General features: G+C 62.3%; 24 protein-coding genes and 1 pseudogene. 21 read left to right on the top strand and 4 right to left on the bottom strand.

Annotation, left to right across the window (positions count from 1 at the left end):
* Window positions 1-208: 208 nt before the first annotated feature.
* The 5 genes from miaB (at window position 209) to lnt (ending at window position 6,019) form a co-directional block, all read left to right on the top strand.
* Window positions 209-1,642, top strand: coding sequence for a tRNA (N6-isopentenyl adenosine(37)-C2)-methylthiotransferase MiaB (gene miaB, locus MM194_RS16485; protein ID WP_033130967.1), 1,434 nt, complete (start codon window positions 209-211; stop codon window positions 1,640-1,642).
* A 55-nt stretch (window positions 1,643-1,697) separates the two neighbouring features.
* Window positions 1,698-2,753, top strand: coding sequence for a PhoH family protein (locus MM194_RS16480; RefSeq protein ID WP_033130966.1), 1,056 nt, complete (start codon window positions 1,698-1,700; stop codon window positions 2,751-2,753).
* On the top strand, window positions 2,750-3,217 hold the full coding sequence (gene ybeY, locus MM194_RS16475; RefSeq protein ID WP_241344164.1) for an rRNA maturation RNase YbeY: 468 nt from the start codon (window positions 2,750-2,752) through the stop codon (window positions 3,215-3,217). The genes MM194_RS16480 and ybeY overlap by 4 nt, the downstream gene beginning before the upstream one ends.
* A gap of 203 nt (window positions 3,218-3,420) precedes the next feature.
* Window positions 3,421-4,302: a CNNM family magnesium/cobalt transport protein CorC gene (gene corC / locus MM194_RS16470; protein ID WP_033130964.1), complete on the top strand. Its 882-nt coding sequence runs from the start codon at window positions 3,421-3,423 to the stop codon at window positions 4,300-4,302.
* Between the two features lie 139 nt (window positions 4,303-4,441).
* The gene (gene lnt, locus MM194_RS16465) at window positions 4,442-6,019 is read left to right on the top strand and encodes an apolipoprotein N-acyltransferase (RefSeq protein ID WP_241344163.1); all 1,578 of its coding nucleotides are present in this window, start codon (window positions 4,442-4,444) and stop codon (window positions 6,017-6,019) included.
* Between the two features lie 82 nt (window positions 6,020-6,101).
* Here lnt and MM194_RS16460 read toward each other — a convergent pair whose 3' ends face one another.
* Window positions 6,102-6,584 carry a zinc ribbon-containing protein gene (locus tag MM194_RS16460; RefSeq protein ID WP_033130962.1) on the bottom strand — a complete coding sequence of 161 codons (483 nt, stop codon included), beginning with the start codon at window positions 6,582-6,584 and terminating at the stop codon, window positions 6,102-6,104.
* Between the two features lie 145 nt (window positions 6,585-6,729).
* Here MM194_RS16460 and leuS point away from each other — a divergent pair, with 145 nt between their 5' ends.
* From leuS to MM194_RS16380, 16 genes and pseudogenes are all read left to right on the top strand, one after another.
* Window positions 6,730-9,309 (top strand): leucine--tRNA ligase, encoded by a 2,580-nt coding sequence (gene leuS, locus MM194_RS16455; protein WP_241344162.1) that lies wholly within the window; start codon window positions 6,730-6,732, stop codon window positions 9,307-9,309.
* A 79-nt stretch (window positions 9,310-9,388) separates the two neighbouring features.
* Complete coding sequence (gene lptE, locus MM194_RS16450) at window positions 9,389-9,871, top strand: LPS assembly lipoprotein LptE (RefSeq protein ID WP_033130960.1); 483 nt, start codon at window positions 9,389-9,391, stop codon at window positions 9,869-9,871.
* A 13-nt stretch (window positions 9,872-9,884) separates the two neighbouring features.
* Window positions 9,885-9,977: pseudogene (locus tag MM194_RS22050) on the top strand (DNA polymerase III subunit delta); the annotation flags it as partial.
* Between the two features lie 67 nt (window positions 9,978-10,044).
* Window positions 10,045-11,079, top strand: a complete 1,035-nt coding sequence (gene holA, locus MM194_RS16440) for a DNA polymerase III subunit delta (RefSeq protein WP_241344161.1) — start codon at window positions 10,045-10,047, stop codon at window positions 11,077-11,079.
* Between the two features lie 70 nt (window positions 11,080-11,149).
* The gene (nadD, locus tag MM194_RS16435) at window positions 11,150-11,797 is read left to right on the top strand and encodes a nicotinate-nucleotide adenylyltransferase (protein ID WP_241344160.1); all 648 of its coding nucleotides are present in this window, start codon (window positions 11,150-11,152) and stop codon (window positions 11,795-11,797) included.
* 186 nt (window positions 11,798-11,983) lie between these two features.
* Window positions 11,984-12,322, top strand: coding sequence for a ribosome silencing factor (rsfS, locus tag MM194_RS16430; RefSeq protein WP_033130956.1), 339 nt, complete (start codon window positions 11,984-11,986; stop codon window positions 12,320-12,322).
* A gap of 41 nt (window positions 12,323-12,363) precedes the next feature.
* Window positions 12,364-12,831 (top strand): 23S rRNA (pseudouridine(1915)-N(3))-methyltransferase RlmH, encoded by a 468-nt coding sequence (gene rlmH, locus MM194_RS16425; RefSeq protein ID WP_033130955.1) that lies wholly within the window; start codon window positions 12,364-12,366, stop codon window positions 12,829-12,831.
* Window positions 12,832-12,922: 91 nt separating this feature from the next.
* On the top strand, window positions 12,923-14,884 hold the full coding sequence (gene mrdA, locus MM194_RS16420; RefSeq protein WP_052101017.1) for a penicillin-binding protein 2: 1,962 nt from the start codon (window positions 12,923-12,925) through the stop codon (window positions 14,882-14,884).
* A complete protein-coding gene (rodA, locus tag MM194_RS16415; RefSeq protein WP_033130954.1) occupies window positions 14,877-15,980 on the top strand; it encodes a rod shape-determining protein RodA in 1,104 nt (367 codons plus the stop codon). The genes mrdA and rodA overlap by 8 nt, the downstream gene beginning before the upstream one ends.
* The gene (gene mltB, locus MM194_RS16410; protein ID WP_241344159.1) at window positions 15,980-16,990 is read left to right on the top strand and encodes a lytic murein transglycosylase B; all 1,011 of its coding nucleotides are present in this window, start codon (window positions 15,980-15,982) and stop codon (window positions 16,988-16,990) included. Before rodA ends, mltB begins: the two co-directional genes overlap by 1 nt.
* A complete protein-coding gene (locus MM194_RS16405; RefSeq protein WP_241344158.1) occupies window positions 16,932-17,876 on the top strand; it encodes a septal ring lytic transglycosylase RlpA family protein in 945 nt (314 codons plus the stop codon). Before mltB ends, MM194_RS16405 begins: the two co-directional genes overlap by 59 nt.
* 202 nt (window positions 17,877-18,078) lie before the next feature.
* Complete coding sequence (locus MM194_RS16400) at window positions 18,079-19,308, top strand: D-alanyl-D-alanine carboxypeptidase family protein (protein WP_241344157.1); 1,230 nt, start codon at window positions 18,079-18,081, stop codon at window positions 19,306-19,308.
* A 270-nt stretch (window positions 19,309-19,578) separates the two neighbouring features.
* Window positions 19,579-19,842, top strand: a complete 264-nt coding sequence (ybeD, locus tag MM194_RS16395; RefSeq protein ID WP_033130951.1) for a DUF493 family protein YbeD — start codon at window positions 19,579-19,581, stop codon at window positions 19,840-19,842.
* An 85-nt stretch (window positions 19,843-19,927) separates the two neighbouring features.
* Window positions 19,928-20,605 carry a lipoyl(octanoyl) transferase LipB gene (gene lipB / locus MM194_RS16390; protein ID WP_241344156.1) on the top strand — a complete coding sequence of 226 codons (678 nt, stop codon included), beginning with the start codon at window positions 19,928-19,930 and terminating at the stop codon, window positions 20,603-20,605.
* Window positions 20,606-20,690: 85 nt separating this feature from the next.
* Window positions 20,691-21,656: a lipoyl synthase gene (lipA, locus tag MM194_RS16385; RefSeq protein WP_033130949.1), complete on the top strand. Its 966-nt coding sequence runs from the start codon at window positions 20,691-20,693 to the stop codon at window positions 21,654-21,656.
* A gap of 180 nt (window positions 21,657-21,836) precedes the next feature.
* Window positions 21,837-22,349 (top strand): GNAT family N-acetyltransferase, encoded by a 513-nt coding sequence (locus MM194_RS16380; RefSeq protein WP_241344155.1) that lies wholly within the window; start codon window positions 21,837-21,839, stop codon window positions 22,347-22,349.
* 25 nt (window positions 22,350-22,374) lie between these two features.
* On the opposite strand, the gene nqrE is transcribed toward MM194_RS16380, so the two are convergent.
* From nqrE to MM194_RS16365, 3 genes are all read right to left on the bottom strand, one after another.
* Window positions 22,375-22,974, bottom strand: a complete 600-nt coding sequence (nqrE, locus tag MM194_RS16375; protein ID WP_241344154.1) for an NADH:ubiquinone reductase (Na(+)-transporting) subunit E — start codon at window positions 22,972-22,974, stop codon at window positions 22,375-22,377.
* Window positions 22,975-23,146: 172 nt separating this feature from the next.
* Window positions 23,147-23,536 (bottom strand): hypothetical protein, encoded by a 390-nt coding sequence (locus MM194_RS16370; RefSeq protein ID WP_033130947.1) that lies wholly within the window; start codon window positions 23,534-23,536, stop codon window positions 23,147-23,149.
* 228 nt (window positions 23,537-23,764) lie between these two features.
* Window positions 23,765-24,268, bottom strand: coding sequence for an N-acetyltransferase (locus MM194_RS16365; RefSeq protein WP_241344153.1), 504 nt, complete (start codon window positions 24,266-24,268; stop codon window positions 23,765-23,767).
* Window positions 24,269-24,272 lie beyond the last annotated feature (4 nt).

Below are 24,272 nucleotides of genomic sequence, written 5' to 3'. Positions count from 1 at the left end.
ATCGAATGGAGGCATGATAGCGCAAGGGCGCGGGATAATCAGGAGAGAGGCGGCGAATTGCCTTGCCGGATCAGCGGCAAGGCCGCGACTGGCGGGGCAACCGGCCCCGTGGCGGGCCCGATGGCCCCAGACTGGTCAGCACCGGGATTGAGGAGTAAAATGGCCGGTCCTTTGACCCTGTCGATAGCAAAAATAGTCAAGAGTAGCGATGAGCAAGAAACTTCATATCAAGACCTGGGGCTGCCAGATGAACGAGTACGACTCGTCAAAGATGGCGGATCTGTTGGATGCCAGCAACGGCTACACCCTGACCGAGGAGCCCGCAGAGGCCGACGTCTTGCTGCTCAACACCTGCTCCATCCGCGAGAAGGCCCAGGAGAAGGTGTTCCACCAGCTCGGTCGCTGGAAGAAGCTCAAGTTGAAAAAACCAGGCCTGGTGATCGGCGTGGGCGGCTGCGTCGCCTCTCAGGAGGGGGAAAACTTGCGCCAGCGCGCCCCCTATGTGGACATCGTCTTCGGCCCGCAAACCCTCCATCGTCTGCCCGCCATGATCAAGCAGGTCCAGGAGGGGCGAGGTGCCCAGGTGGACATCGCCTTCCCCGAGATCGAGAAGTTCGACAACCTGCCGGAGCCCCGTGCCGAGGGGGTCACCGCCTTCGTCTCCATCATGGAAGGTTGCTCCAAATACTGCTCCTTCTGCGTGGTGCCCTACACCCGTGGCGAGGAGGTGAGCCGGCCGCTGGACGACGTACTCTACGAAATCGCCCAGCTCGCCCAGCAGGGGGTGCGCGAGGTGAATCTGCTCGGCCAGAACGTCAACGCCTATCGCGGCCCCACCTTCGATGACAATCACTGTACCTTCGCGGAGCTGCTCAGGCTGGTGGCCGCCATCGACGGCATCGACCGCATTCGCTACACCACCAGCCACCCCATCGAGTTCACCGATGACATCATCGAGGTCTATCGGGACACCCCAGAGGTGGTCAGCTTCCTGCACCTGCCGGTGCAAAGCGGCTCGGATCGCATCCTGACCATGATGAAGCGCCCGCACACAGTGCTGGAGTACAAGTCCAAGATCCGTCGCCTGCGCAGCGTGCGGCCCGACATCACCATGAGCTCGGACTTCATCGTCGGCTTCCCGAACGAGACGGACGAGGACTTCGAGGCCACCATGAAGCTCATCGAGGAGATCAACTTCGACATGAGCTTCAGCTTCATCTACAGCCCGCGCCCCGGCACCCCGGCCGCGGATCTGCCGGACGATGTCGACATGGAGGTGAAGAAGGCCCGCCTCACCCGGCTGCAGAACCAGATCAATCACCAGTCGATGCTCATCGGCCGTGCCATGCTGGGCTCGGTGCAGCGCATCCTGGTGGAGGGGCCCTCCAAGATGGATCCCATGCAGCTCAGTGGCCGCACCGAGAACAACCGGGTGGTCAACTTCGAAGGCCCGCACCGTCTGATTGGTGGCTTCGCCGACGTGGAGATCACCGACGTGCGCCCCTACTCCCTGCGTGGCCGCTTCATCCGCGGCGAGGACGAAATGAATCTGCGCATCGCCACGGCACCCCAGGAGATCCTGGCTCGCCGCCCGGACAACGTACCGGATGAATTGGGCGTTGCCGCCTTCAGGCCCCATTGAACAACCATCGCCATCCGGCACGGCCGGATGGCGGAACAGCTGAGACGAGGACACCTTGAGCCGACACATCTCGACCCTGAATCTGCACCTGGAGCCCGCCGACAACCAGCGCCTCGCCAGCCTGTGCGGCCCCTTCGACGACAATCTCAAGCAGCTGGAGCGCCGCCTCGGCGTCGAGATCAGCTACCGTGACAACCATTTTCAAGTGCTCGGCAAGCAGGCGCAGGTGGATGCCGCAGCCGTCATCCTCAAGCACCTCTATGTGGAAACCCTGCCCCTCAAGGGCGGCAAGGTGACCGACATCACCCCGGAGATGGTGCACCTGTCGGTGCAAGAATCCCGGGTGCTGGAGCAAGATGATGAAGAGGCCTCATCCCTGCCCTATGGCAAGGAGGTGACGGTCAAGACCAAGCGCGGCCTCATCAAGCCCCGCAGCCCGAATCAGGCGCAGTACATCGCCAACATAGTGCGCCACGACATCAGCTTCGGCATAGGCCCGGCCGGTACCGGCAAGACCTATCTGGCGGTGGCCGCCGCGGTGGACGCCCTGGAGCGCCAGGAAATCCGCCGCATCCTGCTGACCCGTCCGGCGGTGGAAGCGGGGGAGAAGCTCGGCTTCCTGCCCGGGGATCTCTCCCAGAAGGTGGACCCCTACCTGCGCCCGCTCTACGACGCCCTGTTCGAGATGCTGGGCTTCGAGCGCGTCGAGAAGCTGATGGAGCGCAACATCATCGAGGTGGCACCGCTCGCCTATATGCGCGGCCGCACCCTCAATGACGCCTTTATCATCCTCGACGAGGCCCAGAACACCACCACGGAGCAGATGAAGATGTTCCTGACCCGCATCGGCTTCAACTCCAAGGCGGTGGTGACCGGCGACATCACCCAGGTGGACTTGCCCCGCAGCACCAAATCCGGCCTGCGCCACGCCCTGGAGGTGTTGCAAGGAGTCGATGGCCTGTCGTTCAACTTCTTCGAATCCAAAGACGTGGTGCGCCACCCTGTGGTGGCCCGCATAGTGCAAGCCTACGAGGCGTTCGACGCCGCCCAGGCCGAGTCCCTCTCGAACAAATCCAATAAAGCCAATTCAAGAGAAGAGAGTGCCCAATGAGCGTGACCCTGGATCTGCAACTGGCCTGCGCCAGCCCGGACGGCCTGCCAACTGAAGCCCAACTGCAAGGCTGGCTCGACGGCACCATTCTGGGCTTCCAGGAGGAGGCCGAGGTGACGGTACGGCTGGTGGACGAGGCAGAGAGCCGCGAGCTCAACCTCACCTATCGCGGCAAGGACAAGCCCACCAACGTGCTATCCTTCCCGTTCGAGGCTCCTCCCGGCATGGAACTGCCCCTGCTCGGGGATCTGGTGATCTGTCGCCAGGTGGTCGAGGCCGAGGCCCTCGAGCAGAGCAAACCGCTGGCGGCCCACTGGGCTCACATGGTTGTGCACGGCAGTCTGCATCTGCTAGGTTATGACCATATCGAGGACGAGGAAGCCGAGGAGATGGAGCAGCTGGAACGCGACATCATGCAGGAGCTCGGCTTCCCTGACCCCTATCAGGACGATGAAGTCGAATAATAAAGGCGAATCGAAGCCGATGAGATGGTGCAGTTCCAGAACGCGACATCATGCAGGAGCTAGGCTTTGCAGATCCCTATCTCGACGACGAAGTCGAAGCATAAAGGCACCCGGGATGGTCACCTGACTGAAACAGACTGCGATCATCCTTATATAGCCAGACCAGAATCCCTATGTGTTCAAACGAGTAACCAAGAGAGAAAATGACCGACGATCACCCTAGTACCGGCTCGCCGAAGAAAACCTGGCTAAACAAACTCAGCCAACTCTTCCAGGGCGAGCCAAAAGACCGCAACGATTTGGTGGAAGTGATAGCCGACGCCGAGGAGCGAGACCTCATCGATCAGGACACCAAGGACATGATCGAGGGCGTGCTCGAAATTGCCGAGCTGCGTGTGCGCGACATCATGATCCCCCGCTCCCAGATGGTAACCATCGAGAAGTCCCAACCGGTGGACGAGTTCCTGCCGGTCATCATCGAATCCGGCCACTCCCGCTTCCCGGTGATCAACGAAGACAAGGATCACGTGGAAGGCATTCTGCTCGCCAAGGATCTGCTGCCATTCGGCTTCGGTGGCCACCACGCCAGCGAGCCGCTGCAGCTCGAGCAGATCCTGCGCCCGACCGTGATAGTGCCGGAAAGCAAGCGGGTCGATCGTCTGCTCAAGGAGTTCCGCGAGGAGCGCTACCACATGGCCATCGTGGTGGACGAGTTCGGCGGCGTCTCCGGTCTGGTGACCATCGAGGACATACTGGAGCTCATCGTCGGCGAGATCGATGACGAGTTCGACGACATCGAGGACGAGCCGGAAGAGATCCGCCGCATCAGCAAGCGGGTCTTCTCGGTCAGCGCCCTCACCGAGATCGAGGATTTCAACGACTTCTTCGGCACCCAGTTCAGCGATGAAGAGGTGGACACCGTCGGCGGCCTGGTGATGCACGCCTTCAGCCACCTGCCGAAGAAGGGCGAGGAGATCGAGCTCGACGGCTACCTGTTCAAGGTGATGCACGCAGACAGACGCCGCCTGCAACAGCTGCAGGTGAAGATCCCGGAGAATCACGCGGCAGCCCAGCCGGAGTCCTGATCCCACCCCGCTTTTGTCCTGTCTATCAACGCCCCTCTTGAGGGGCGTTTGTCATTCTGACCCAGACCATCCCCTCCATATTCCCTCAGGATTCAGTGCCAAATCGGGAGGCTCGCCGTTGGCGCGGTTTGCGGTTAAGATGTCGGCCATTCAACTTTCATTCAGTCCAATCGAGCCCCTAGCCCCAGTGAAATCGAAACTCCTGATCAGCCTGTTTGCCCTGGCCTCTGGCGCCATCGCCGTACTTGCCTTCTCCCCCTTCGGCTATTGGCCTCTGGTGATCCCGTCTCTGCTCGGCCTCTACGCCCTGCTGGACAAGGCCAACCCCAAGCAAGCCGCCTGGCGTGGTTTTGGTTACGCCATGGGGCTGTTCCTGCCGGGACAGTGGTGGATCCATGTCAGCATGACGGAGTTCGGTGGCATACCGTTGCCGGTCGCCTTCGTGCTGCTGGCCGGGCTCTGCGCCTACCTCGCACTCTACCCGACCCTGGCCTGCTGGCTGTTCGCCCGCTTCTTCAGCGGTCGTCACTGGAGTCGCTGGCTGCTCGCCTTCCCGGCGCTCTGGCTCGGGGCCGACTGGCTGCGGGGCTGGGTGATGACCGGCTACCCCTGGCTCTGGTTCGGCTACACCCAGATCGACGGCCCCCTCAAGGGCTTCGCCCCCATCCTCGGGGTGCAGGGCATCACACTGGCGCTGCTGCTGTGTACCTCCGCGCTCTGGCTGACCTGGCAGAGCCGCAAGCCGGCCTGGCTGCTGGTCCCCGTTGCCCTGGTGGGCACCGCCCAGGGGCTGATGCAACTGAACTGGGTGACCCGGGGCGAGCCGGTAAAAGTAGCGCTGGTGCAGGGCAACATCGCCCAGTCCCTCAAGTGGGATCCGGAGGCGCTGATCCCCACGGTACGAACCTATCAGGACTTGAGTCGCGAGAATCAGGATGCCGACATCATCGTCTGGCCTGAATCCGCCATCCCGGCCATCGAGAAGGAGATGGGCACCTATCTGGAGAGCCTGGACAAGGCGATGAAGGTGAACGACACCGGCCTGCTGGCGGGTATCATTCACTACGATCTCCAGCAGCAGCGCTTCTTCAACACAGTGCTCGGCATGGGGGTGCAGGATCTGGACGGCAAGGAGTCCTACCACTACGAGCACAAGAACCGCTACTACAAGTACCACCTGCTGCCCATCGGCGAGTTCGTGCCCTTCGAAGATCTGTTGCGCCCCATAGCGCCCTTCTTCAACCTGCCCATGTCCTCCTTCAGCCGGGGAGACGAGGTGCAGCCGAACCTGCTCGCCAAGGGGCTCAAGTTCGCCGCCGCCATCTGCTACGAAATCATCTTCCCGGACGAGGTACGCCGCAACGTGCAGCCGGATACCGACTTCCTGCTGACCGTCTCCAACGACGCCTGGTTTGGCACCAGCATTGGCCCCTGGCAGCACATGGAGATCGCCCGCATGCGCGCCCTCGAACTGGCTCGCCCGCTGCTGCGCGACACCAACACCGGCATCACCATCGTCACCGAGATTGACGGCAGCATCATAGCCCAGCTTCCGCAGTTCGAGGCCGGGGTGCTGCGAGCCGAGGTGCGCCCCGCTCACGGCTCGACTCCTTACCTGCGCTTTGGCAGCTGGCCCATGTATGGCATCGCCGCCCTGCTGCTGGGACTGGGGCTAGCCCTGCGCCCCCGTGCCCATCCTTGGGCTCGTACCCTCTGATCGGGGTCATAGACCGGCTACCCAACCCGATAAAAAGAGGCGCCCATGGGCGCCTCTTTCATGTGCTGTCGTGGCCAGCGGCTCAAGGAGAGAGCGGCTCGCGGTGATACTCGTTGGCGCCACACTCGGGGCAGGTGCCGAGCTGTTCCGGGTGCAGTACTGTATGGCGCCATTCGCAGTGGTCGCACACCAGCACACCGAGCCCGACCCAGTCGCCAGCCCGGTAAACGCCCTTGTGCTCCAGCTCGTCCGCCAGCTCGCTCCACTCCACCTGGGCGCGGTCGGTTACATCCGCCAGCCAGGACCACACTGTATCTTTCAATGCCAGCATAAAGGCCGATTCCGGCGCCTCGGCCCGTCCCTCGTCATAGTTGCCGAGATCCCGTTTCACGTATTCGGCGATCAGTGCCAGTTCGTCCTGGGTCAGGTCACCGGCCGCTTCAAGGTACGCCTGCACCTTGGCGATCATGCGGTTGAGACGCTCTCCCTGAAACTCTTCCGTCTCCTCCCAGTGCTTCTTGAGCTGGGCGATGAAGGCTTCATACCCTTGTCGACGTTTGTCCATGGCCGTTACTCCTCTGCTACTCGCTGATCATGGCCGGCCCGAGACCCGGCGGATGCTGGCGGTTGTTGCCGCCGCAGGATATGGGTATTCTATCGGGATTTCCCAGCCGTTTTATCTATTCATTTCACAGATCCGGATGTCACCAATGCAAGAGCAATACGTTCCCCAATCCATCGAACCAGCAGTGCAACAGCACTGGGATGCCAAGAAAACCTTCAAGGCCGTGGAGAAAGTAGACAAGGAGAAGTTCTACTGCCTGTCCATGTTCCCTTATCCGTCTGGTCGTCTACACATGGGGCACGTGCGTAACTACACCATAGGTGATGTGATCTCCCGTTATCAACGGCTCAATGGCAAGAATGTGCTGCAACCCATCGGCTGGGATGCGTTCGGTCTGCCGGCAGAAAATGCCGCCATCAAGAACGCCACTGCGCCGGCCCCCTGGACCTACGAAAACATCGAATACATGAAGAACCAGCTCAAGATGCTGGGGCTTGGCTATGACTGGGACCGGGAGCTGGCCACCTGCAAGCCTGACTACTACCGCTGGGAGCAGTGGTTCTTCACCAAGCTGTATGAGAAGGGTCTGGTTTACAAGAAGACCTCCTCCGTCAACTGGTGCCCGAATGACATGACGGTGCTGGCCAACGAGCAGGTGATCGACAACTGCTGCTGGCGCTGTGACACCCCGGTGGAGCAAAAAGAGATCCCTCAGTGGTTTATCAAGATCACCGACTATGCCGAGGAGTTGTTGAACGATATCGACAACCTGGACGGTTGGCCCGAGATGGTCAAGACCATGCAGCGCAACTGGATCGGCCGTTCCGAAGGGGTCAACATCAGCTTCCGGGTCGAGGGCCAGGACGAGCATCTTGAGGTCTACACCACCCGTCCGGACACCTTCATGGGCGTGACCTATGTGGGCATCGCCGCCGGTCACCCCTTGGCCCAGCAAGCCGCCGAAAACAATCCGGCGCTTGCCGCCTTTATCGAAGAGTGCAAGAACACCAAGGTCGCCGAAGCCGAGCTCGCCACCATGGAGAAGAAGGGCATGGCCACCGGCCTCTATGCCATTCACCCGCTGGATGGCCGCAAGGTGCCGGTCTGGGTCGCCAACTTCGTGCTGATGAACTACGGCACCGGCGCCGTGATGGCGGTGCCCGGCCACGACCTGCGCGATCACGAGTTCGCCACCAAGTACGGCCTCGAGATCAAGGCCGTCATCAAGCCCGCCGAGGGTGAGGTGCCGGACGTTGTTGCCGCCGCCTACACCGACAAGGGTGTGCTGTTCAACTCCGGCGAGTTCGACGGCCTCGAGTTCCAGGCCGCCTTCGATGCCATCGCCGCCAAGCTGGAGGCCGAGGGCAAGGGCAAGCGCACCGTCAACTTCCGCCTGCGTGACTGGGGTGTCTCCCGTCAGCGCTACTGGGGCGCCCCCATCCCGATGTTGACCCTGGCCGACGGCACAGTGGTACCGACCCCAGAAGAGCAACTGCCGGTGCTGCTGCCGGAAGACGTGGTGATGGACGGCATCCAGAGCCCGATCAAGGCCGATGCCGCCTGGGCCAAGACCACCTATAACGGCCAGGAAGCCTTCCGCGAGACCGATACCTTCGACACCTTTATGGAGTCCTCCTGGTACTACGCCCGCTACTGCTCCCCGGACTACGACAAGGGCATGCTGGATCCCGCGGCCGCCAACCACTGGCTGCCGGTGGATCAGTACATCGGCGGCATCGAGCACGCCTGTATGCACCTGCTGTACGCCCGCTTCTTCCACAAGCTGCTGCGTGACGCCGGCCTGGTCAACAGCGACGAGCCGTTCAAGCGCCTGCTCTGCCAGGGCATGGTGCTGGCCGACGCCTTCTACTACAAGGACGAGAAGGGCGGCAACGTCTGGGTCAGCCCGACCGAGGTCAAGGTGGAGCGGGACGACAAGGGTCGCATCACCAAGGCGGTGGATAATGAAGGCCGCGAGGTGATCCACTCTGGCATGACCAAGATGTCCAAGTCCAAGAACAACGGCATCGATCCCCAGCTGATGGTGGAGCGTTACGGCGCCGATACCGTGCGTCTGTTCATGATGTTCGCCTCCCCGGCCGACATGACCCTGGAGTGGTCCGATTCCGGCGTCGAGGGGGCCCAGCGCTTCCTGCGTCGCCTGTGGCGTCTGACCTTCGAGCACGTCAGTGCAGGTGCCGCCCCCGCACTGAACCTGGCCGCCCTCAGCAACGAGCAGAAGGCCGTTCGCCGCGAGCTGCACAAGACCATCGCCAAGGTGAGCGATGACGTGGGTCGTCGCCAGACCTTCAACACCGCCATCGCCGCCATCATGGAGCTGATGAACAATCTCTCCAAGCTGGATACCGGCGAGCAGGACCGCGCCCTGATGCAGGAAGCGCTGGAAGCCGTGCTGGTCATGCTCTACCCCATCACCCCGCACATCGGCTTCGAGCTGTGGAAGATGCTGGGCAAGGAAGGGGACATCGACGTGGCCGGCTGGCCGGTGGCCGACGAGAGCGCCATGGTCGAGACCGAAAAGCTGGTGGTGGTACAGATCAACGGCAAGATGCGCGGCAAGCTGACAGTGCCGGCCGAGATAAGCCAGGCCGAGGTCGAGAAGCTGGCCATGAACGATGCCTCGGTGCAGAAGTTCACCGACGGCCTGACAGTGCGCAAGGTGGTCTACGTGCCGGGCAAATTGCTCAACATCGTTGCAAACTGATCCCGCAACGGACACTCGCCAACGATGACGACGGCGGGCCTGGCCCGCCGTCTTTTAAATCATTCAAAGAGGAATTCACATGGGCATGCCCCTTACTCGCTGGATTGCCATCATGCTGACGGGCCTGCTGCTGCAGGCCTGCGGTTTTCAGATGCGGGGAACCGCCATCCCCCCCGAGCTGATGACCATGAAGGTGGTCGGTGACAACAAGAGCGATTTCTATCGCATGGTGACCACTCGTCTCAAGGCTGCCGGGGTGAGCCTGGCCGACAAGGAGGGCATTCCGGTGATGACCCTGGCGGGCATCAGCAGCAGCAGTCAGGTTGCCTCCGTCGACGCCATCGGCCAGGAACGTGAGTACCTGCTGGGCTACAGCACCCAGTTCAGCATCAGCATGCCGGGCAAGCCGACTCAGGTCTTCCCCATCACCTTCAACCGTAGCTTCCTGAACAAGCCGGATGCGGCCCTCGCCTCCTCCCGCGAGCAGGAGCAGCTCGGCAAGGAGATGCAGGAACAGGCCGCGAGCCTGGTGATCCGTCAGCTCAGCCAGGTCAAGTTCTGATGCGAGTATCTTGATGAGAGTCCATCCCGAGCAGTTTGCGGACCATCTCAAGGCAGGGCTCAAGCCCTGCTATCTGATCTTCGGTGACGAGCCGCTGCTCAAGATGCCAGGGCTGGCCAGCGGCCTTGCAATCCATCAACCCAGCCAGGTCAAGTTCTGATGCGAGTATCTCGATGAGAGTCTATCCCGAGCAGTTTGCGGACCATCTCAAGGCAGGGCTCAAGCCCTGCTATCTGATCTTCGGTGACGAGCCGCTGCTCAAACTGGAGGCCATCGACGCCATTCGTCAGCTGGCCGGCAAACAAGGCTTCGATGAGCGCCACAGCTTCGTGGTCGAAGCCGGGCTGGACTGGAACCAGGTCTACGATGCCTGCCAGGCCATGAGCCTGTTCTCGGCCCGCCAGATCATCGAGCTGGAGCTGCCCGCCAAGGTCGACAAGGATCTCGCCGCCCGCATCACGGAAATCGGCAAACAGCTGCATCCCGACCTGCTGCTGGTGTTGAGTGGCAATCGCCTCAATCAAACCCAGATGAAGGCGGCCTGGTTCGACAAGCTCGGGCAGATTGGCACCTATGTGCCGGTCAATCACCCCGAGCCCCGTTTCTTTCCGCGCTGGATGGGGGCCCGTTTCCAGCGCTTCGGCCTCAAGGCGATGCCGGATGCCATCAACTTCATGTGTCATGCCTATGAGGGCAACCTGCTGGCCGCGAGCCAGGAGATAGAGAAGCTGACCCTGCTGTCACCGCCCCAGCCCATCAGCGTCGCCTATCTGCAAGAGACCATCATTCGCCACGCCCACTTCACGCCGTTCCAGCTCATCGATTGCCTGCTGGAGGGCAAGGTGAACCGGGCCCAGCGCATCCTGCTGGCGCTGCGGGCCGAGGGCACCGAGCCCGGCATGCTGGCCTGGGCCCTGTGCCGCGAGCTGGAGCAGCTCACCGAGCTGGCCCTGGCCGCCCGGGCAGGCCAACCGCTGGTGGAGCATTTCTCCCGCCTGCGCATCTGGCAGAGCCGCCAGCAGCTCATTCAACAGGCCCTGACCCGGCTGCCGTTTGGCAAGCTACAGCAGCTATGGCAGCTGATGGCCCGGCTCGACGACGCCCAGCGCCGCTTCGACACCGAGCAGGCCTGGCTGATGTTGCAGACTATCGCCCTGGGTTTTCGCGATGCCACCCCACTCCCCCTGCTGGAGCCTGCATCATGCTGAAGGCCCCCATCGATACCCAGGAGGGCCGCTTCCCCCCCAGAGTCCTCCCCAAGCCAACAGGGGCAAGCGCATGTTGAAGGCCCCCATCGGGATCCTGGGTGGCACCTTCGACCCCATCCACATCGGCCACCTGCGTCCCGCCATCGAGGCCCGGGCCGCGCTGGGACTGGCCGAAGTCCGCCTCATCCCGAATCATATCCCCCCCCATAGAGCCAGCCCGTTCTGCTCGAGCGAGCAACGCCTGGCCATGGTCAGGCTGGCGGCGGCGGAGAACCCGGGCTTTCGGGTGGATGAGCGGGAGCTGCAACGGGACAAGCCCTCCTGGACCATAGACACCCTCATCGAGCTCAAGCAGGAACTGCCGGACACCCCGCTCTGCTTCCTGATGGGGATGGACTCGCTGCTCTCATTGCCGAGCTGGCATCGCTGGCGGGAACTGCTCGACTATGCCCATCTGGTGGTGAGCCTGCGCCCGGGCTGGCAACCGGATTACCCAACCGAGGTGGCCGAGCTGCTAGCCCGCCATCAGACGCAATATCCTCAGGATCTGCACCGCCATCGTCAGGGGTACATCTGGCTTAGCGACAACCTGCCCATCGAGCTGTCGGCCACCCGGCTCAGAGCCCTGCTGGCGGCGGGACAGGATCCCAGGTATCTGTTGCCGGCCTCGGTGGCCGGCTACATTGCGCAGCACAGGCTCTACCAGCCGACACCCTGAGGCGCAGCGGAGACGAGGCGACTATTGTCCGGTCCGGTTGCGCACTATAGTGATCAATAAGGGCTAGCCCTCCCATGAGGCAGCCCCGGATGCGTTCCCCTTTGCCGGACTGGGAAACGGGAATGACCATGATATAATCCGCCGCCCTGATGCTATGCAGCGCGCCGGACAGAGTAGGAGAAGACATTGCAAGGCCACGAATTACTCGCCTTTATCGTCGACAAGATCGATGACATGAAAGGCCGCGATATCATCACTCTGGATGTACGCGGCAAATCCACCATCACGGACACCATGATCGTCTGCTCCGGCAACTCCAGTCGCCATGTCAGTGCCATCGCCCACAATCTGGCCAGCGAGGCACGCCACGCCGGGCTCAGTCTGCTCAGCGTGGAAGGCCAGCTCAGCGGTGAATGGGTGCTGGTGGACATGGGATCTGTCATCGTCCACGTGATGCAGGATGAATACCGCGACTTCTACCAACTGGAAAAGCTCTGGGGCGGCGCCCAAGTGCCAACGCAATAAGAGTGCGCAAGCGTAATACAAGGGTGCAAGTGTAAAGAAAGATGAAGATCCAGTTGATTGCAGTGGGCACCAAGATGCCTGCCTGGGTAGAGCATGGCTTCGAAGAGTACCGTCGCCGTTTCCCGAAAGACATGCCGTTCGAGCTCGTCGAGATAGGTGCCGGCAAACGGGGCAAGAATGCCGACATTCCCCGCATCCTGCAGAAGGAAGGGGAAGCCATGCTGGCCGCCGCCGGCCGCTCCCGCCTCGTCACCCTGGATATTCCGGGCAAGCCCTGGACCACGGAGCAGCTCGCCACCCAGCTGGAAGCCTGGAAGCTGGATGGCCGCGACGTCGCACTGCTGGTCGGTGGGCCAGAAGGCCTGTCGCCCGAGTGCAAAGCCGCCGCCGAGCAGAGCTGGTCGCTGTCGCCGCTGACCCTGCCCCATCCGCTGGTGCGGGTGCTGGTAGCAGAGAGCCTCTATCGCGCCTGGAGCATCACCACCAATCACCCGTATCACAGGGAATGAGCCATGAATATCTGGAACATCCCCAGCCAGATCACAGGGCGTGGCCCCATGTGGTTGATCTCTTTCCCCTCGTCGGCCATAAGGTAGCGGCATGCTGAAGAATCGCATCGAGATGCGCGATCACAGTGCCGAGGGACGTCTGTTCTTTCGGCGCACCCTGGTGGCCTACATCGGTATGGTGGTACTCATGCTGGTGCTGCTGGGCAACCTCTACTACCTGCAGGTAGAGTCTTATGATACCTACCAGACCCGCTCCAACGACAACCGCATCCGGGTCGTGCCGGTGGCGCCGCCGCGGGGCCTCATCTATGACGCCAACGGCGTGCTGCTGGCCGAGAACCGCCCCGTCTACAGCCTGGAAATAGTGCCGGAAGAGACCGGCGATCTGGAGCAGACCGCCGACGAGCTGATCACCCTGCTGGCGCTGCCGGAAGGCACCAAGGAGAAGTTCCTGGCCGAGGTCAAGCGCCAACGCCGCTTTAAGCCAGTCCCCCTGTTCGAGAAGCTGACCGAGTATCAGGTCGCGCTCTTCTCGGTCAACCAGCACAACTACCCGGGCGCCAGCATCGAGGCCTACCTCAAGCGTTACTATCCGTTTGGCAATACCCTCACTCATGCCATCGGCTATGTGGCCAAGATCAACACCCGCGACGTGGAGCGCCTCGACAAGGAAGAGAAGCTCGCCAACTATGCCGCCACCAAGGATATCGGCAAGCAGGGGGTGGAGAAGTTCTACGAGGATCAGCTGCACGGCGTGGCGGGTTACCAGGAGGTCGAGGTCAACAACCGCGGCCGGGTGGTGCGTACCCTCAAGTTCCAGCCGCCTGAGCCCGGCAAGGACATCTACCTCAACATCGACATCAGGATGCAGCTGAAGGCGCAGGAGCTGCTGGCCGGCCAGCGAGGCGCCATCGTGATGATGGATCCCAACACAGGTGCCATCCTGGCCATGGAGTCGAGCCCAAGCTACGACCCCAACCTGTTCGTGACCGGCATCTCCAACACCAACTATTCGGCGTTGCTCAACGATCCGGCGCGCCCGCTGGTGAACCGCACCACCCAGGGCATCTATGCCCCCGCCTCCACCGTCAAGCCCATGATGTCGGTGATGGGGCTCAACGAAGGGGCCATCACCCCCAACTACCGTTATTTTGGCGGCCCCAGCTTCTCGATCCCGGGCACCACCAAGAAGTTTCGTGACTGGCGCCGTTGGGGCCACGGCTGGCTCGATGTCTATCGCGCCATCGAGGTGTCGGCGGATACCTACTTCTACGATCTCGCCTACCGGGTCGGCATCGACAAGATCCACGCCTACATGACCAAGTTCGGTTTCGGCCAGTACAGCGGAGTGGATCTGTATGAAGAAACCCGCGGGGTCATGCCGTCCCGCGACTGGAAGATGGCCCGCTGGCGTCAACCCTGGTACCAGGGTGACACCATCTCCATCGGTATCGGCCAGGGTTACTGGAGCGCCACCCCGATCCAGCTGGCCAAGGCGATCAGCATCCTGACCCAGAACGGCCACGACGTGACGCCACACCTGCTCAAGAGCACGGCTTCCCAAGATGGCGTAGTCAACGCTCCTATCAACCCCAACATCGCACTCAAGACCAAGAGTGACAGCTATTGGCAGGTAGCCAAAGAGGGAATGTGGCGAGTCAACCAAGGACGTGAAGGCAGTGGCCGCCACGCCTTTGCCAATACGCCCTACACCTCCGGGGGGAAATCGGGCACGGCTCAGGTCGTCGGCCTGAAGGAGAACCAGGTCTACAACGCCAATGCGATCAAAGTAGAGCACCGTGACAACGCCCTGTTCGTTGCATTCGCTCCCTTCGAGGCTCCCAAGGCCGTGGTCGCCCTGGTGCTGGAAAACGCAGGGGGGGGCAGTAAGAACGCAGCCCCCGTGGCACGCCAGATGCTGGATGCCTATCTGTTGCCGCCCGAGCCGCAGCTGCCGCCGGCCCCCAAACCATCCACCCCGAGCCCTACGCCAGATCTGAGCCCGACTCCGGGCCAGGGTCAGAAACCAAGCGAGGCCGTCTCCAATGAGTAATTCCGCTCGCCAGCAGAGCATCTGGTATCGCCTGCACATCGACTTGCCGCTGCTGCTCGGTCTGCTGGCCCTGATGACCCTCTCCATGGTGGTGCTCTATTCCGCCTCTGGGCAGGATTTCGACTCCATCGTGCGCCAGCTGGTGCGTGGTGGTCTGGCCTTCGGCCTGATGATCGGCCTGGCCCAGTTGCCACCCTCTCTCTATGCGCGCTGGTCGGTACCGACCTTCACCGTGGTGGTGCTGCTGCTCATCGCGGTGGATGTGTTCGGTCACATCGGCAAGGGGGCACAGCGCTGGCTGGATCTCGGCTTCATGAAGTTCCAGCCCTCAGAGGTGATGAAGCTCTCCATGCCCATCATGGTGGCTGCCTGGCTCAGCCGTCACTCCCTGCCGCCCAAGTTCAGCCACGTGCTGATCGCCCTGGTAATGGTGCTGCTGCCGACCCTGCTGATCGCGGCCCAGCCCGATCTCGGTACCTCCATCCTGGTGGCCGCCTCCGGCTTCTTCGTCATCTTCCTGGCGGGGATCAGCTGGTGGCTGATCGGGCTCGCAGTGTTACTGATCTGCGCCTTTATGCCGGTGCTCTGGTTCTTCCTGATGCACGACTATCAGCGCCAGCGGGTGCTGATGCTGCTCGACCCCGAGAAAGACCCCCTCGGCCGCGGCTACCACATCATCCAGTCCAAGATAGCGATCGGCTCCGGCGGCGTGTTCGGCAAGGGCTGGCTGCAGGGCACCCAGTCCCAGCTGGAGTTCCTGCCGGAGCGGCACACCGACTTCATCTTCGCGGTGTTCAGCGAGGAGTTCGGTCTGGTGGGCGTGGCCCTGCTGCTGGTGATCTACCTCTACATCATCAGCCGCTGCCTGTTTATCTCCATGCAGGCCCAGAACAGCTTCGAGCGCCTGCTCGGCGGTGCCCTGACCCTCACCTTCTTCGTCTATGTGTTCGTCAACATGGGCATGGTGAGCGGCATACTGCCTGTGGTCGGGGTGCCCCTGCCCCTGGTGAGCTATGGCGGCACCTCCATGGTGACCCTGATGGCGGGCTTCGGCATCTTGATGTCCATCCAGACCCACAGAAGATTGCTCGCCTGATGCGTCGGTTGCGGTGGCTCGCTCTTTGTGCGCTGGCGCTCGGCTCCTTGCCAGCCAGCGCCGCCCCCGAGCCGCCGCAACTCGGCCGGCTCGCAGAGCAGCAAGCCGTGCCCCTTGCCGAGCTGCAAGCGGCGACGGCTCAGGCTCGACTGCGCCAGGAGATCCTCGACACCATAGCCCGCCCCTGGGAGGCCAAACCCTGGCATCGCTACCGGCCGTTGTTCGTCACCCCCGAGCGGATCCGGGACGGGGTCGGCTTCTGGCAACGCCACGCCGAGACACTGGCGCGGGCCGAGCAGCACTACCGGGTGCCCGCCTCCCTCATCGTCGCCATCATCGGCATCGAGACCTTCTATGGCCGCCAGATGGGCCGCCATTCCGTGCTCGACAGCCTCTACACCCTGGGTTTCCACTACCCGGCGCGGGCAGAGTTCTTCGCCAAGGAGTTCGCCCAGCTGGTGCTGCTTGCCAGGGAGGAGAAGTGGTCGCTCACCCATCTCAAGGGCTCCTATGCGGGCGCCATGGGTATGGGGCAATTCATGCCCTCCAGCTACCGCCACTACGCGGTCGATTTTGACGGGGATGGCCGACGGGATCTGTTCGCCAATCCGGTCGATGCCATCGGCAGCGTGGCGAACTACTTCGCCGAGCATCGCTGGCGGTGGGGAGAGGCGGTAGTCGAACCCGCCTTGATTGGATTGGTACCAGTGGATACCCTGCTGGCGCCCAGTCCGGACCTCAAGCAGCAATGGGCCGAACTGGCCGCCGCTGGGGTAGAGATAGCCACCCCGCTGGCACCGGACACGCCGGTAAAACTGCTGGCATTGGAGCAGGCAGACGGGCCCGAATACTGGGTCGCGCGCCACAATTTTTATGTGATCACCCGCTATAACCGCAGCCCTCTCTATGCGATGGCGGTGCATCAACTCAGTCAAGCCATCCAGGACGCTTATGCATTACAGCCACAAACTTCTCCCCCTCAGCCTGGCCTTGTTGCTGGCCGCCTGTAGCAGCCAACCGGAGCAGCTCCCCCTGCCCGAGGAACCCGCCTCGCAAGAAAAACCTCAGGTGATCGAGATCCCCCAGGCCACCGGCGCCATCCCGCGCCCCGAACCCCTGAGCGCGAGCGGTAACCGGGACTACTGGATTGGCAAGCAGAAATACGAGGTGTGGCGCGACATCAAGCACTACAGCGAGGAGGGCACCGCCAGCTGGCTTGCCCAGGAGCTGGACGGCCAGAAGACCGCCAATGGCGACGTGCTGGACAGCACCCAGTTCAGCGCAGCCCACCGCAACCTGCCGCTGCCAAGCTATGTGCGGGTCACCAACCTGGATAACGGGCTGGAGACCATAGTGCGAGTCAATGATCGCGGCCCCTTCGGCAGCGATCGGCTGATCGATCTCTCCCATGCGGCCGCCAAGCAGCTGGAGATGGTGGAGAACGGCGAGGCGCGAGTACGGCTGGAGCTCATCAACGACACCCCGGATCAGATGGTCGAGATGGTGCCCATGACACCGATGCAGCCCATGCAGCCGGCCGCCCCGGCCGAGGAGGGCGCCTTCCTGGGTGAGCCCAAGCCTGCGGCCCCTACCCCGGCACCGGCTCCCAAGCCGGCGCCAGCCACCCCGCCCAAGGCCGCCGCCACCGCGACCTCCACCCTCTCTGCGGCCCAGACCGGCCAGGGCAAGATGATCCAGGTGCTGGCGAGCGGCTCCCAACCCAGGGCCGAGGCCATGGGCAAGGTGATGACCCAGCGCTATGGCGTGCCCTACCAGGTGGTGGCCCATGACGCCATCTTCCGGGTCCTGCTGGGGCCGGTCGCGGCGGATCAGCAAGCCCCCCTGCTGGAGCAGATCCGTCAGGGTGGACTGGAGCAGGCCTTTATCGTTCCTTGATAGGGGCGGCCCACTCGCCTGGGCCACCCGGTCGTCCAGGCGTCACGTCGTATCCCGGCGTGACGCCGAGCCGAAAGCCATAAAAACCCGTCCAGATCGCATGTCGGACTATGACCGACGAGCACATCTGGTATAGTGAAGCCCGCTTTTTTTAACTTGTTTTAACTTGGGTACTCCCCATCCAGGCACCAGGAATTTCAAGATGTCCAAATTTGCCCGCTCCGTTATTCTGGCCTCCCTGTTAAGCGCCACCGCCCAGGCCAATCAGCCAGTGCCGACGCCGGATTCAGCCCTGCCGACCGCCCAGCCGGTGCCGACCCTGAACGCCGCGCCCATGGTCGTGCCCGCCGCGCCGGAGATCTCCGCCAAGGCCCACATTCTGATCGATTACTACTCGGGTCAGGTATTGGCCGAGCAGAACGCCGAAGAGCGTCTGCCGCCCGCCAGTCTGACCAAGATGATGACCTCCTACATCATCGGCCAGGAGCTGGCCAAGGGGAACATCAAGCGCACCGACATGGTGACCATCAGCCAGAACGCCTGGTCCAAGAACTACTCCGACTCCTCCAAGATGTTCATCGAGGTGGGCAAACAGGTCTCGGTCGATGATCTGAACAAGGGCATCATCATTCAGTCCGGCAACGACGCCTGTGTCGCCATGGCCGAACACCTGGCGGGCAGCACCGACTCCTTCGCCAGCCTGATGAACAGCTGGGCCGCCAAGCTCGGCATGAACGACAGCCACTTCATGAACCCGCACGGTCTGGATGCGGAGGGCCACTACAGTACCGCTCACGACATGGCTCGCCTGGGTCAGGCGCTCATCCGCGATCTGCCGGAGGAGTACAAGGTTTACTCCCAGAAGTCCTTCGTGTTCAACGGCATCACCCAGCACAACCGTAACCGCCTGCTGTGGGATCAGTCCCTGCAGGTGGATGGCATCAAGACCGGCCATGTCAGCCAGGTCGGCTACAACCTGGTCTCCTCCGCCACCAACAACGAGGGCATGCGCCTGATCGCCGTGGTGCTGGGCGCCAGCAGCGAAGGTTCCCGCGCCGCCGAGAGCAAGAAGCTGCTCACCTACGGTTTCCGTTTCTTCCAGAGCCTGACCCCCTACAAGGCCGGCACCGTGCTGGTCACCCAGAAGATCTGGATGGGTGACAAGTCCGAGGTGAAGCTGGGTGTGGATCAAGACGTCTCCGTGCTGGTCACCCGCGGTCAGGGCAACAACCTCAAGGCCGACTTCCAGCTCGAAAGCGAGCTGAAGGCACCGCTGGCCAAGGGCCAACGGGTCGGTACCGTATTCCTGAAACAGGGTGACAAGGAGATCAAGCAGGTTCCGCTGGTCGCCCTCGAAGAGGTACAGGAAGGCGGGCTGGTGAGCCGCCTGTGGGATTACCTGGTGCTGCTGGTCTCCAGCTGGTTCAAGTAAGCCACAGCATAAAATAGTGATAAAGGAGCGGCGCCAATGGGCGCCGCTCTCCAGTTAAGGCCATTGCGAGCGAATAACCCTGCAAACTGCAGGTTCCGCCGAGGGTCTATTTGTGGTAAAAAGCAGCACTTCCACGTCTTGTCGACCGGCCAGGACCTTGATCCTGGCGTGGGTCATGCCCATATTGACAGGTACTGGCGGCCTGATGCCTCATCGGCCATACAAGATCACAGATGAAGTCGTCTCATGACGACGCCAAAAGGTGAGTAAATGAATACCAAGTTTGATGAACTGCTGGAGTTTCCCTGCAAGTTCCCGTTCAAGGTGCTCGGCGTGGCCGACCCGGCCCTGCCGGACAGGGTGGTCGAAGTATTGCAGCAGCACGCCCCCGGTACCTACAGCCCGACCGTTCAGCCCAGCAGTAAGGGCAACTATCACTCGGTGCGGGTGACGGTCAACGCCCAGAGCAAGGAACACATCGAAGCCATGTACACCGCACTTGGCAAGATCGAGCTGGTTCGCTACGTCCTGTAAGTCACCTCTCTCGCCCCGCCCCAGGGGCGAGCGATTATTTGCCATCCCGTTTTTTGCCGGCTCAAGCGCCCGTCAGTGAGGAAAGATGTCACTCCAAACGCCTGCCCAGCCACAGCTGCTCGTCCGACAGTTGGGCCGCCGCCCCTACCAACCGGTATGGGATGCCATGAAGGCCTTCACCGACACGCGCTGCGCCGACACCCCCGATGAGTTCTGGGTGGTGGAGCACGATCCCGTCTACACCCAGGGGCAGGCGGGCAAGGCCGAACACCTGCTCGCCCCCGGCGACATCCCCGTGGTGCAGAGCGATCGCGGCGGCCAGGTGACCTATCACGGTCCCGGCCAGCTGGTGCTCTACGTGCTGGTGGATGTGCGCCGCAGCAAGCTGACGGTGCGCGAGCTGGTGACCTGCCTCGAGACCGCCATCATCAACACCCTGGCAAAGAGCGGTATTGAGGCTTATGCCAAGGCCGATGCCCCCGGCGTCTACGTGAAGAACGCGCTCGGTATGGAGGCCAAGCTGGCCTCGCTGGGCCTGCGCATCCGCAAGGGCTGCTCCTTCCACGGCCTGGCATTGAATATCAACATGGACATGACCCCCTTCCTGCGCATCAATCCGTGCGGCTATGCGGGCATGGCCATGACCCAGACCAGCGCCCTGGGCGGCCCGCAGAGCGTGGCCGAGGCGCAATCCATCCTGGTGGCCGAACTGGCCAGCCTGATCGGCTATCAAACGATCACCAATACCGAAGAGGCGGCATGAGCACGTCCATGCCGCGCGGCCATGAGGGCACAGCGATGACCCTGGTGGCTATCAATCAGACAATAACAAACACCGAGAGTGAATCATGAGCAAACCCGTTCGTATGGAGCCGGGCGTCAAGCTGCGCGATGGCGACAAGATGGCCCTGATCCCGGTGAAATTCATGCCGGATCCCAACGAGGAAGTGCTACGCAAGCCGGACTGGATGCGGATCAAGCTGCCGCCGTCGAGCCAGAAGATCGAGCACATCAAGAGCACCCTGCGCAAGAACAAGCTGCACTCGGTCTGTGAGGAGGCCTCCTGCCCCAACCTGGCGGAGTGCTTCAACCATGGGACGGCCACCTTCATGATCATGGGCGCCATCTGTACTCGTCGCTGCCCCTTCTGCGACGTGGCCCACGGCCGCCCGCTGGCGCTGGATCCCGACGAGCCGAAGAAGCTGGCGCTGACCATCAAGGAGATGGGGCTCAAATACGTGGTGATCACCTCGGTGGACCGCGACGACTTGCGTGACGGCGGTGCCCAGCACTTCGCCGACTGCATCAAGCAGATCCGCGAGCACAGCCCCCAGACCCGCATCGAGATCCTGACCCCGGACTTCCGTGGCCGGATGGAGCAGGCGCTGGAGGTGTTCCGCGAGACCCCGCCGGACGTGTTCAACCACAACCTGGAAACCGCACCGCGCATGTATCGTGTCGCCCGCCCCGGCGCCGACTACAAGTGGTCCCTGGAGCTGCTGCGCCGCATCAAGGAGATGCACCCCCATGTGCCGACCAAGTCCGGCGTCATGATGGGCCTCGGCGAGACCAACGAGGAAATCGTGCAGGTGCTCACCGATCTGCGCGAGCACGGCGTTAACATGCTGACCCTGGGCCAGTATCTGCAGCCGAGCCGCCACCACCTGCCGGTGAAGCGCTACGTGCCGCCGGCAGAGTTCGACGAGCTCAAGGATGTCGCCATGGGGCTGGGCTTCTCCCACGCCGCCTGCGGTCCCTTCGTGCGCTCCTCCTACCACGCGGATCTGCAAGCCAAGGGCGAAGAGGTCAAATAACCTCGCAAGGAAGAGAGGCCAGACTGCCTCCCTCCTTCGTCAAAAAAAGAGCGCCCAAGGGCGCTCTTTTTATTGGTGCTATTTTATCCGCAATGACGCCTCCAGAGGCCAGGATGTTTGCCCTGCTCCCCCTTAGCGGGTTAACGTGACCGCTCATTTTCTCATTGAGTGATCAGCAGGATGCCGACTCCCCTCGTCCGTTTGCTCCCCATGAGTGAGCAGCATTACCCCACCTATTGCGCCTATTTCATCGAGGATTACGCGCAAGATCTCGCCAGCAATCATGGTCATGATCTGCCCACCGCCCGCCACAAGGCCGAGCAGAGCCTGCACCAGTCCCTGCCCCAGGGGGTTGCCACGCCAAACCACCACCTGCTCTGCATCGTGCCCGCAGGCGGGCCGAGGGCCGATGACGGCGCGCTCGACATAGATACCCAACCTCTCGGCTACCTCTGGCACGCCATCGACACCGCCAAGGGCGAAACCTTTATCTGCGACTTTTACATGGCGCCGTCCCGCCGCGGCCTGGGCTATGGCAAGGCCGCCATGGCGGCGCTGGAGGCCAGCTTGCAGGCGCTGGGCATCGGCCAGATCAAGTTGCGGGTCGCCCAGGACAACCCGCGGGCACTGGCGCTCTACCAGGAGTTGGGGTTTGTGATCACCGGCTACAACATGGCCAAACATCTGAACTGACGGCCGTCAGTCGTTTCCCTGCACCTTAGAGCGAGATGCCGGAAAACGACATAAAGCCGAGCGACATCAGCCCCGCCACGATGAAGGTGATGCCGATTCCCCGCAGCCCCTCGGGCACATCCGAGTACTTCATCTTCTGGCGCAGGCCGGCGATGGCGACGATGGCCAGCAGCCAGCCCAGCCCGGAGCCCGCCCCATAGACCACGGATTCGATGAAGTCGTAATCCCGCTGGGCCATGAACATGACACCGCCGAAAATGGCGCAGTGCACAGTCAACAGCGGCAGGTAGATCCCCAGGGCCTGGTGGAGCGCCGGGAAATGCTTGTCTAGCACCATCTCCATCACCTGCACCAGGGCCGCCAGCACGCCTATGTAGATGATGAAATCGAGGAAACTCAGATCAAATTCCCCGAGGAAGGTACTGTCCGGGCGCAGTATATGGCGGTAGATCAGGTTGTTGAGGGGAATGGCGATCACCATCACCACCAGCACCGTCATGCCAAGGCCAAAGGCGGTGTTGATGTTCTTCGACACCGCGAGGAAGGTACACATGCCGAGAAAGAAGGCCAGGGCCAGGTTTTCGACAAAGATCGAGTGAATGAACAGGTTTAGGTAATATTCCATCGGGTCGGCTCACGGGTTGCGCGGACAGTCTGGTCCCGAACGGCAGTCATGCTGGCGGGACAGGGATCACAAGGCGCGGCAACGAACGGAGGCGGCAGTCAGCATGGCTCGGGGAGCCGAATGCAATGAGGAAGACGCTGGGTCGGGCACGCGCGGGATGGCGAGCCGGCCGTCAGTCGCCGTGGCAGAACCTGAATCTGAGATGGCGGCACCCCAGCAGGCGCCGATGGAGATAGCCGAAGTGAACAGGCACCTGCCTGAGGTAGATGAGGGGCAGAAAGAACATCAGGCCCCAGAGCCAGCCCTGAATGTCGTGCTGGAACCAGGCCAGCAGCATACGATAGCGCTCGGGATCGACCCCTTCCAACCGTCGTCCCTGCTCGAAGCTGAGCCGCCACTGGCCGCCGGGGGGCAGGCCGATCTCCTCGGTCAGTCGACTGTCCGACGCCTCGTACAGCTGCTGCGCCACCGGCCTCTCGGCTTGGGCGATGCGCACGGATGCATCCAGCCCGGCCGCCGCGAGGGCCGCCAGCCACAGGATGCAGGCGATGAAAAGAGACATCAGCCCAGTCTGTAAACGACCAAGGCCTGGCAAGGGATCAGGCTCCTTCGGGGACGCAAGGGGAAGGAGCCGAATATATCACAAAATGGGTCGCCAACCCATATTCAGCCGGGCCAAAATGCAGGTTCAGGAGATGAAACCGCTGCCTGATACCGTAGGCTGGCAATGAATATTCACCATCTCTCCCCCAAAAAAACAGGGGAGCCATGGCTCCCCTGTTCCTGCTTCTCACCCCTGATGGAAGGCGGCGTGATAGCTCACCTCGCCGCGGGCCTGCTCATCCCTAAACCGCCGGGCCATAAAGTACTCAGGCGGTATGCCGGGCAGCACCAGCCGCTCATCGGCCAGGAAGCCGAAGCGGCCGTAGAAACCGGGATCCCCCAGCACCACGCAACCGGCGACCCCATCGCTATCCAGGGCCTTGAGTCCGGCCCGCATCAGTTGGGCACCTATGCCCTGCCCCTGCCACTTTGGCGCAACGGCAATGGGGCCGAGACCAAGCCAGCCTTGACTCCCATCGCTGATGGTCACCGGCGAGAAGCAGAGGTGGCCGACGATGACGCCCTCTTGCTCCGCCACCAGCGAATGCCTGAGGGCCCCGGCCGCGCGCAGATCGCGAATGATCAGCTGCTCGTTGTGGTCGGTGTGGGGCGCCTCCAGGAAGGCGGCTATGGTCAGCGCCTCGATGGCGTCGCTGTCGGCACGGGTTTCGGGTCGGATCTGGATATTCATCTTG

This window comes from Aeromonas sp. MR16 (assembly GCF_022549315.1).
GTDB classification, from domain to species: domain Bacteria; phylum Pseudomonadota; class Gammaproteobacteria; order Enterobacterales; family Aeromonadaceae; genus Aeromonas; species Aeromonas aquatica.
The sequence above is the reverse complement of the archived record's forward strand: the minus strand, read 5'-3'. Positions and strand labels throughout refer to the sequence as shown.